Consider the following 10244-nt stretch of genomic DNA (forward strand, 5'->3'; position numbering starts at 1 on the left):
AAATGGGGGAGACTCCATTTTTTTATTTCTATTCTTGACAAGTATACTTGGCGGATGTAATATTAATACCAAGTAAACTTGGCGGGAGGAGTTATGGATAAAATTGATAAAAAAGATATTTTAGAAAGATTTAAGGTTGAAAATGTTCTCGGAGATGAGAGGGAAAGTTATATTGATTTAAAATCAAATTCGTATGGGATTATTTTTTCAAGTTTTACTTTTATTTTAATATTTATTATTTCTAAGCTTAAGGGTCTCGATTATGATTTGGCGAAGATTATGTTTATTTCTATTCTACTGGGCAATAGGTTTTATAAGTTTTTAAAAGATAGAAAGAGTATGAATAATTTGGAGAAGTTTGGTTATATTTCTTTTATCATAGGCGGAGGTATTCTCTATGTAGTTTTTTTAGTTGAATTGGCTGGAATCTATGGAAGATAAGCTAGAACTTAAAAATAGACTAAAGGAAATTAGATCTGAGAAGAAACTGACTCAAAAGAATTTGGCTGACATGGTCGGCGTTTCACGAAATACTATTAGTTCTATTGAAACTGGAGAATTTTGTCCGACTTCTAGGCTTGCACTTATTCTCTGTATTGCCCTTGATAAAAAGTTTGAAGATATTTTTTATTTCGATATAAATTAATGGAGGTTCTATGAAAAGACAGGGTGTTTTAGAAATTTTAACCTATTTTGTTGTAGGTATTTTATTTTTTCTTAGGCTACTACCTACTTATGACAGAGGTTTTCGATATATACCCTTTCAGTGGAGTGGCGCTTATTCCAACTATTTATTTTGTGGTTGCAATCTTTGCTTTTCCAAAGGCGGGAGATATTATCTCTAATAAGACAAAGGATTCTATTTTACCGCCTAACTTTGTAATGCCATTTGCCTATATTATTGCTCCTTTCTTTCTATTTTCAAAAAGGTAAACAAAAAAACAGGGCTGACCCTGTTTTTTAATTGCAATTTAAGAAGAATTCTAGCAGCACTTTTAGCGAGTTTTTCATCTCTCCTACTACCAAGTATTCTTCGGTGGTGTGGACTTTTTCCATGCCGACTCCGATTATGATGGAGTTGAATCCTTCTTCTGAGAAGAAGTTGGCGTCACTTCCTCCGCCGATTACTTGTAGTTTTGCATCGATTCCTATATTTTTATATGCTTTTATAAATCTGTTTGCTAAATTTAGTTCGTCCTTTGATGTGAGCATCGGATATACATTGTTTGTTTTGAAATTATATCCTGCGCCGTACTTGTCGCAGACTTCTTCACAGATTTTTCTGTAATCGTCTAGGACTTCATCTAATCTTTCGTAACTGTGTGCTCTAACTTCTCCTTCTGCCACTGCGTAGTCTGGGACTACATTGGTTGGAAATTCTGAGTGGAGTTTAGAAATGTTTGCTGTGGTGGTTTCATCTATTCTAAGAATATTCATCTTTGAAATTATTTCTGAAATTATTTGGATAGACGAGATTCCCTTTTCCGGTTCGATGCCTGCGTGAGCCTTTTTGCCTCTAACTTCTAAGGTAAATAGATTGCAGGTTGGCGCTTGGTGGGCTACGAATTTAGATGGACCGCCGTTGTCTAGTACGATCATATCTTTTGATGGATTGATATTTTTATAGACTTCTTGCCAATTTATATTCTTTGCACCGAGCATTCCGATTTCTTCTGCCGGTGTAAATATTGCGTAGACCGTTGGGAATTTTAGACTTGATTCTTTTAAAAATTTAAGGGTGTAGAGGATGATTGCTACTCCCGCTTTGTCATCTCCTCCCAAAGTTGTGGTGCCATCGGTTTTGATTTTGCCATCGTCTTCTATTATTACCACGCCCTTATTCGGTTCAACTACATCCATGTGAGCGCTTAAAGTGTAGGATGAGTCAAGTGCTCCTTCGAGCTTAGTAAATATTACAGGGGTGTTGCCGCCGTAAGCGTCGTAGGAATTATCCAGGTACACTGGAAGATCCATGTCTTTTAAATAATTTATAATGTATTCTGCTACATCTTTTTCATTCTTTGAGGGACTGTAAATGCTTACTAGTTCCTTAAATATATTTTTAAGTTCATTTAAATTTACGTTCATGCCTGCTCCTTTCTGTAATGATATTGTATCAACAAAAGCTTCAAATATAAAGAAAAATCGCAAAAATTTGACATATGGAGGATGAATTGGTAATCTATTCTAAACGGAGGTATTAATGAAAAGAAATAGAATATTATCGATGATACTTTTGCTATTGATGTTACCGATGACTGTTTTTGGTGCCATTGATAGAAAAGAAATAGATTCAGCCGATGCAAAATTTCAAAAGATGAAGGCGGAGTCTGGTAATTTAAAAGAATTTTCCAAACATTTAAATTTGATTATAGACAATGTAGATGTCACCAAGGTTTTAAAGCACAAACCTATGGCTATCGATGGTAGTACTTCGGTTGCGCTTCGGGATTTTACCGAGAGAATCGGTGCCAAGGTGACCTGGTATGACCATTCGAGAATGATTGGAATTGAATATGGTAAGTCCCACATATTGGTGCCTATTGATAAAAAGGCGATGTGGGTCAATGGAAAGATTGTGGATATGAATATTGCCGCTAAGATTCATGGAGAGACTTCCACTACATATATCCCACTTAGAAATATTGCGCAGGCACTAGGATATAAGGTGGAGTTTGACAACGAAACTTTTACGGCTAAGTTATTTTCGCAAAAGAAAACTAAATAAAAATTTATAAAAGCACAGAGCAATCTGTGTTTTTTTTGCTTGCAATTTATTAGTTTATTTAAATTAGATGGTACTTTTATTTAATAATATAGTAAAATAATAATGAGGGGAGATGGATTTGAAAAAGAGATTTATCCTTATAGCTTTATTTATTCTGCTAATTATATTTGGAATTTCTGATATACATATTAAAACTGAAGAGAAAAATATAAAGACCAAGTCCGGTGAGGCGAAGGTAGTCTTATATAGAAAGATATTTTCTTCCTATTCAAATCGCATAGAAATTGAAAGGAATGGAGAAGTGTATCTAAAGGATTTTAAAGGCAAGAATCCTCTAAATATTTGGAAGTTTGAAGCAGGAGATGTGGAAGGCGATAAAGAGGAGGAGCTTGCCCTAGGTGTCTACAAGAAATCTCCACACCACCAGGTCATGGCGAAGAGAGTTTTTCTCTACAATATTGTAGATGGAAAGCTAAAGCCGAAGTTTCGTGCATCTCGGCTTGCACTTCCCATGGATGATTTTATTCTCTATGACATTGACGATGATGGAAGAGATGAAGTAGTTTCCATAGAAATAAAGGATAAGAGCTACTACATAGCGGTGTACCACTACAAGGATTTTCATTTGACTAGAGATTATGTTAGCGAACCCTTAGAAAAAAAGCCTAAATTTTCAGAAGGTGGAAAGATTATTTACAAAGATAGAAGTTTCGATTTAAAAATTAATGGAGAGGAGATAATTTTAAAATGAAAAACAATTTGAAGAAATGTTTTGCCATTGGACTTGCGGCGATTATGCTGGTATCATGTGGTCCAAAAGGCGCAGATGGAAACGATGCAAAAGAAAAAGTTCCATTTACAAACCCAATTGCAGATTTAAAGAGGGAAGTAATATTCCCTAAGTTTGAAGAGACGAGTGTCGAGGCGGCTGTGCCGGAATATAGTGTAGCTGAAGATCTTTCTAATATCTCTAATATTAACGACTACATAAATGATTACTTTGCATTTAACGACGAGCAAACAAAAGCCTTAGTTGAAAATAAGTTTTTTGTAGATGGTAGCAGAGCCTATGAGCAACCTTTTGAAGTCTACGAAGGCAATGAGTACGGATTTTTACCAAACTTTGTAACTGCTGACAGCTTGCTTCATCTATTCCACATTTCCTATGACGGACTACTTCGTGAATTGGAAGTGAAGGAATTTATGCCAAGACTAATTGAAGTTAGTAGGACAATGGCGACAAAATCACTTGAAGATTACAATAACTCAAAGGATCCTGAGGTTAAGGAGCTTGCTATGAAGAACACCGCTTACTTCGTGCTTGCTGAGAAATTATTTGGAGAAGAATACTCCGGAGAACTTCCTCAGGAAGTAAAAGATTTGGTCGATAAAGAATATAAAAATATCGAAGTCATGTCAAAGGCAGATTCCAATTTGGTGGCAAAAGCGGTGGACTATTCACAATTTAAACCTCGTGGACACTACACCCGTTCAGAAGAACTTAAAAAATATTTCCGCGGCGCCATGCTATTCTCACAAGAAGCGATGATTTTCTACGACGATGAGGGAAAACCAATCGACGAAAATATTATCCAAGGACTTATGATGGCTAAAAATCTTATAAACGACGAAGAATCTTTCAAAAAATGGGAAGATGTCAATGATTCTGTAAACTTCCTTGTAGAAAATTCTGAAGATGTGGATCCATACCTAATGGGTCAAGTCTACTTCAACCACTTCGACAAAGATACAGATGTAGATAAACTTGCTGACGAAAAGAATCTAGAAAAAGTGCACAAGACCTTGGATCAGCTTCCAAAACCAAAGATTCAGTACTACGAAGACACTTCATTTAGATTTATGCCACAAAGGGCTGTGCTTGACAATGTGTGGGCACAAAACTTACTAGATACCAACAGACCTTCTAAAAGACCTCTATATTCTGGTTTAGACATCATGGGTGTCATGGGAAATAAAGTTGCAGAAGAAATGGTACTATCTAATGAACAGAATAAAAAATGGGATGAATTTGAAAACAGGTACCAAGAAACCAAGGAAATGGCGAAAGTGCTCGACGACGAAACTGAAGGAAGAAAGAACATCTACCGTTCATGGCTTTGGATGCTAAAATCCTACGAAGAAGAAATACCAGGAAGTATTCCAGAATTTATGAAGTCAAAAGCATGGACGTTTAAAGACTTAAATTCACAGCTCGGATCTTGGGCACAGCTAAAACATGACACCATTCTCTACGGCAAGCAAGCTGGAGCAGAGATGGGTGGCGGCGGAGAAGAAAAGGAAATGCCTAAATCCTATGTGGAACCGCGAGTACATCTCTATGACAGAATGATCTGGGCAATGAACTACATGAGGGAAAATCTAAAATCCAGAGAATTACTTTCTGAATCTAATGAAAAGAATATGAATAATTTTATAGATATGGTAGAATTTTTAAGAAAGGTCAGCATATCTGAACTTAAGAACGAAACAGTGGACGCAAAAGATCAAGAAAGACTATTCTATATAGGCGGAGAAATGGAAAATATATTTATAAAATTCGTTGATGAGAAGGCGAAATATTTTGCAGAGATAGAAGAACAGTCAGATAGAAATATGGCAACTATAGCAGACCTTATGGTGACCGTAGAAAATACTGTGGGCATCGAACCAAATAAATATTTGGAAGTCGGCTCAGGAATGGCGCAAGAGATGTTTGTTGTATATCAAATAGGAGACAAGCTCATAATGGGAACAGGTCCAGTGTATGCCTACTACGAATTCCTATCCGACGAGAGAATGACTGACGAAGATTTCCAAAATAAATTATATGATTCACTATACACTCCTGATGCCAAGAATCCATTGAAACAACCTAGCTGGACAGAAATATATATAAAGAACACAGTTTATGATTACTAAGGAGAGATTATGGAAGTAAGATTTGCAAAAGTAAGTGATATAGAAAGAATACTGAAGCTTTTAAAAGAAAATCACGCAGACAATGTGGTGGACAAGACCAATGGTTTTGTAACTACAAATATAACTAGAGAACAACTAAAGGATTTAATCGAAAAAGAAAAAGGAGTAGTAATCGCAGAGGAGGGAGAAAAACTATTGTCATTTGCCTTTGCAGCACCGTGGAAGTATTGGTCTCAGTGGCCACTTTTCGAATATATGATCGAAATCTTGCCGGATTATAAATTTAAAGGGGAAAGTTTGAGCGTAGAAAATTCCTACCAATATGGACCCGTTTGTGTCGATGAATCTGCAAGGGGAAATGGAGTGTTTGAAGAAGTATTTTTCAAATCCCTTGAGAGTATGAATAGATTTCCTATTATGGCGACATTTATAAATACGGTTAATCCGAGATCCTATAGAGCTCACACCAAGAAGGCTGGCATGGAAGAGATAGGAAAGTTTAATTTTAACGGAAATACCTACTACCTAATGGCGATAGGAACAGATCACAAAAGAAAATAAATAGATAAGATGGAGGGAGACCTCCATTTTTTATTTTTGTAAACTAACATCAAATTCATACATACAAAAAAATAAAACCCAGTCTCCTGGGTTTCATACAAAGTAAATTATTTAAATATTTATTCTATTTAAAGAATGCGTGGTATGCCTTAGCGGTCATGTAGCAGTCAGCCTTTGAAACTAGTTCGATAGGAGCATGCATTGAAAGCATAGCAGTTCCACAGTCTAGTACTTCGCAACCATGTTTTGCAAGTTCTGCAGCGATGGTTCCTCCGCCACCTTGGTCAGCCTTACCAAGTTCACAGGTTTGCCAAATAACTCCGTTGTCGTCGAATTTCTTTCTGACTTCAGCGATAAATTCTGGGTTTGCATCATTGCATCCGCCTTTACCTCTAGCGCCTGTATACTTAGTAACGCCGATACCATATCCAACTAGAGCAGCATTGTAAGGATCATTTACATCTTTGTAATCAGGATCCACAGCTGCACTTACGTCTGCAGATAGAATCTTAGAATTTTGCATAGCTCTTCTAGTTAAGATGTCTGAGTAATCTCCTCTAGAAGCTAGGATTTCTGCAACTGCATTTTCAAAGAAAGCAGAAGACATAGAAGCATTACCATAAGAACCGATTTCTTCCTTGTCAACGAATAGAGAAACTGCAGTAGTAGTAACTTCGTCAAGTCTAAGTATAGCTTCAAGGTTTGCATAGGAGCAAACTCTGTCGTCATGACCATGGGCAGCGATCATTGCTCTGTCAAAACCAATGTCTCTAGCCTTAGCTTGTGGAACCATTTCGATTTCACTAGAGATGAAATCTTCTTCAACGATTCCATATTTATCGTGAATTAATTTTAAAATATTCTTTTTAATAGGATTTTCTTTTTCAGAAATTCCGTAGCTTGAATGACCAACAACTACATTTAGAGTTTCAGCAGGGATTCCATCGCCAAGAGTACCCTTAGCTTGATCTTTTCCAAGGTGAGGAAGAAGATCTGTAATGTAGAATACAGGATCATTATCATCTTCGCCGATAACGATATTTATTTCTTTGCTATCCTTAGTCTTAACGAATCCATGCATAGCAAGCTGGATAGTAGGCCATTGGTATTTCTTAACTCCGCCATAGTAATGAGTCTTCATAAGAGCAAGTTCAGAATCTTCGTATAAAGGAGTAGGTTTAATATCAAGTCTAGGTACGTCGATGTGAGAACCAACTATGTTCATACCCTTGGTCATACAATCCTTTCCAATTAAGAAAAGAGCGATGGCTTTATTTTTATAGTTGATGTAGATTTTGTCTCCAGCTTTAACAGGAGATTTTATAGCTTCTTCAAGAGAAACATAACCGTGTTCGATAGCTTTATTTTGAATAAAAGTAACACATTCTCTTTCAGTCTTACAATGGTCTAAGAAATTTTTGTATCTTTCACCATATTCAGTAATTTCTTTAAGTTCGGCTTCGTCTATTTGTTGCCAAATTGATTTTCTTTCTAATTCTAAATTCATGTCTACCTCCTAAAATTATAGTACATCGAAATTAAACATAAAACAAGGGCGGAAATTATACAATAAACTTGAATATAGTATCAAAGTATGATAATATATATAAATTTACAAAAAAATTTTTTAATGTTATACTATAAAGGGGAGGTAGAATATGTACAGTATTGGTGACAAAGTAGTATATCCGATGCATGGAGCAGGAGTAATAGTAGACATTGAAAAAAAAGAAATCTTAGGCGAAATAAGAAATTATTACATACTTAAGATGCCTATACAAGAGATGAAGGTCATGGTTCCAGTAGAACAAGCAGAAGAAATAGGAGTAAGACCAATCTATGGCACAGAAGAAATGAAAGAAGTCTTAGAAACATTACAGTCAGACAAGAAACTCGACATGCCTAGCAATTGGAATAGAAGATTCAGATTTAGCACAGAGAAGATAAAAACAGGAGACATTGTTGAAATAGCAAAAGTAGTAAGATGCCTAGTTAGGATGGATAACGAAAAGAATCTATCCACAGGAGAAAGAAAACTACTAAACAATGCAAAGAAGATCATAGTTTCCGAAATGGCGCTCATTTACGAAAAGACTGCAGAAGAAGCAGAAGAAATAATAGACGAAGCCATACTCGGATAAGGGGGTAGTATTATTAAAAAGGACAAAAGTATATTCAGGAAGATTTTTACCATACTATGGACATTCGTAGGAGCAGGGTTTGGACTATTGGTCCTAACATTACTTAAAGCGTTAGAAATAAAACTTCCATTTGGCGGAGTAGGAAGCGCAATCTCTAGGATTGCCATCGTTATTTTATTTGCATTTATATTTTTATTATCATCCCAAACTACACTAAACGCCTTTGAAAGATTCCAAAACTTTCTAGATAAAAAACTAAAAGAGAAGAGCCCACAAGAACTAATCACAGAATTTATAGGACTATTACTTGGACTTCTCCTAGCGTTTTTTGTAACCCAGCCATTATCACTGATTCCTATACCATACCTGGGAGTAGTGATATCAATCCTCGTGTATGCCATGTTTGGATATCTTGGACTTAGAATATCATCTCAAAACTTAGATGAGATCCAAGAAAAATTTAAAGAGATAAGAGGCAGCGCCAAGAGACAAGAAACCATAAAGTTACCGAAGATAAAAGGAGTTGCCAAAGTAGTAGACACCTCCGTCATCATAGACGGAAGAATAAAAGAAATAGTAGCAGCAGGATTCCTAGAAGGACCGCTAATAATACCAGAATTTGTGCTAGAAGAATTGCAATTTATCGCAGACTCCTCCGACTCATTAAAGAGAAATAGAGGAAGAAGAGGACTAGACATAGTAAAATCACTTCAAGACGACAAAAAAATAGAAATCTTAATCTCCGACTTAAAATACGAAGACATAAAAGAAGTGGACATGAAACTATTAAAACTAGCAGCGGACGTAAAGGGAAAACTAGTAACCAATGACTACAACCTAAACAAAGTTGCAGCATTACAAAATATACAAGTGCTAAATATAAACGATCTCGCCAACGCACTAAGACCAGTGTACCTCCAAGGAGAAAGCTTGGACGTACTAATAGTAAAAGCCGGCAAAGAAATGAACCAAGGCTTGGGTTACTTAGACGACGGGACCATGATAGTAGTAGAACAAGGAAAGGATTATATAGGAAAAGTAATCCGAGTAGAAGTCACATCAGTACTACAAACCTCAGCAGGCAAGATGATATTTGCAAAACCCATATAAAAATAATTGAGCATGCTCTACATAGAACATGTTTTTTTTTATGGAAAATTTTAAATGATTCGTCACATAAAAAACTAGGGAATACAGTCACCATGAGCGAACGAAGTGAGTCGAACGGGTATAACCATGGTGTGGTATAACATTGAGGATTTCCCGTAGCGTAAGCAATCTGCTTCCATAAGCCTTTATACTAAATTTTCTTAACTTAGACGTAAGGCGTGCAATAACCATTCCTATAATTTATCCCGTAGCGTAAGCAATCTGCTTCCATAAACCTTTATACTAAACTCATTTAACTCAGGCGAAGCCGTACGAAAACATACATAATATTTGCCCCGTAGCGGAAGCATTTTGCTTCCACAGCCGAGAGGCTCTAGTTAGATAAACTCTTTTGATGTACTGAATTTCTAAAGGTTTGTTCTTATGTATTGTCATCCTGAGAGGAAAAGGCGTTAGCCTTTGGAGTCGAAGGATCTGACCCATATTTAATCCATCTACTCCAAAAAATATTAAAGATTATCATCCCAACTATCGTCAACAAGACTTAACCCCACCAAGGTTATACCCATTCGACTACGGGTGTCGGAAAACCTCCACCCTCCGCTCAGGGTGACTTTCTTCCTCTGGAATTTAAAGAGTATACCTCCCAACTACAGTCACCCTGAGCGAACGAAGTGAGTCGAACGGGTATAACCTCTGAAGACCTAGTCTATGCAAATGAATTAATTTCAAAAATTAAAATAAATGTAAATAAATATCTTTTACATAACCTAACCCTATTCTTT

10 protein-coding genes are annotated in these 10244 nt (G+C 36.3%); 8 read left to right on the forward strand and 2 right to left on the reverse strand.

Translation table 11 applies throughout. From position 1 onward, the window contains the following. Positions 1–93 precede the first annotated feature (93 nt). Together HMPREF9225_RS03050 and HMPREF9225_RS03055 are read left to right on the forward strand one after the other, a co-directional pair. Positions 94–441, forward strand: a complete 348-nt coding sequence (locus tag HMPREF9225_RS03050) for a DUF6442 family protein (protein ID WP_040551294.1) — start codon at positions 94–96, stop codon at positions 439–441. Continuing rightward, positions 431–646 (forward strand): helix-turn-helix transcriptional regulator, encoded by a 216-nt coding sequence (locus HMPREF9225_RS03055; RefSeq protein WP_008901469.1) that lies wholly within the window; start codon positions 431–433, stop codon positions 644–646. Before HMPREF9225_RS03050 ends, HMPREF9225_RS03055 begins: the two co-directional genes overlap by 11 nt. A gap of 314 nt (positions 647–960) precedes the next feature. Here HMPREF9225_RS03055 and HMPREF9225_RS03065 read toward each other — a convergent pair whose 3' ends face one another. Continuing rightward, positions 961–2088: a M20/M25/M40 family metallo-hydrolase gene (locus HMPREF9225_RS03065; protein ID WP_040551295.1), complete on the reverse strand. Its 1128-nt coding sequence runs from the start codon at positions 2086–2088 to the stop codon at positions 961–963. 115 nt (positions 2089–2203) lie between these two features. Between HMPREF9225_RS03065 and HMPREF9225_RS03070 the strand changes: the two genes are divergently transcribed. The 4 genes from HMPREF9225_RS03070 (at position 2204) to HMPREF9225_RS03085 (ending at position 6208) form a co-directional block, all read left to right on the forward strand. Next, on the forward strand, positions 2204–2728 hold the full coding sequence (locus HMPREF9225_RS03070) for a copper amine oxidase N-terminal domain-containing protein (protein ID WP_040551296.1): 525 nt from the start codon (positions 2204–2206) through the stop codon (positions 2726–2728). Between the two features lie 118 nt (positions 2729–2846). Then, positions 2847–3479: a hypothetical protein gene (locus HMPREF9225_RS09770; RefSeq protein WP_141553730.1), complete on the forward strand. Its 633-nt coding sequence runs from the start codon at positions 2847–2849 to the stop codon at positions 3477–3479. Beyond that, positions 3476–5647, forward strand: a complete 2172-nt coding sequence (locus HMPREF9225_RS03080; protein WP_008901474.1) for a DUF3160 domain-containing protein — start codon at positions 3476–3478, stop codon at positions 5645–5647. The genes HMPREF9225_RS09770 and HMPREF9225_RS03080 overlap by 4 nt, the downstream gene beginning before the upstream one ends. Before the next feature lie 9 nt (positions 5648–5656). After that, complete coding sequence (locus tag HMPREF9225_RS03085) at positions 5657–6208, forward strand: GNAT family acetyltransferase (protein WP_008901475.1); 552 nt, start codon at positions 5657–5659, stop codon at positions 6206–6208. A gap of 124 nt (positions 6209–6332) precedes the next feature. Here the strand turns inward: HMPREF9225_RS03085 and HMPREF9225_RS03090 are convergent, their stop codons facing one another. Further along, positions 6333–7715, reverse strand: a complete 1383-nt coding sequence (locus tag HMPREF9225_RS03090; protein WP_008901476.1) for an aminopeptidase — start codon at positions 7713–7715, stop codon at positions 6333–6335. A 151-nt stretch (positions 7716–7866) separates the two neighbouring features. Between HMPREF9225_RS03090 and HMPREF9225_RS03095 the strand changes: the two genes are divergently transcribed. Next, the gene (locus HMPREF9225_RS03095; protein ID WP_008901477.1) at positions 7867–8349 is read left to right on the forward strand and encodes a CarD family transcriptional regulator; all 483 of its coding nucleotides are present in this window, start codon (positions 7867–7869) and stop codon (positions 8347–8349) included. 87 nt (positions 8350–8436) lie between these two features. After that, a complete protein-coding gene (locus HMPREF9225_RS03100) occupies positions 8437–9459 on the forward strand; it encodes a PIN/TRAM domain-containing protein (protein ID WP_008901478.1) in 1023 nt (340 codons plus the stop codon). The last annotated feature ends 785 nt before the right edge of the window (positions 9460–10244 follow it).

It is taken from the genome of Peptoniphilus duerdenii ATCC BAA-1640, from assembly GCF_000146345.1.
GTDB lineage: Bacteria > Bacillota > Clostridia > Tissierellales > Peptoniphilaceae > Peptoniphilus_B > Peptoniphilus_B duerdenii.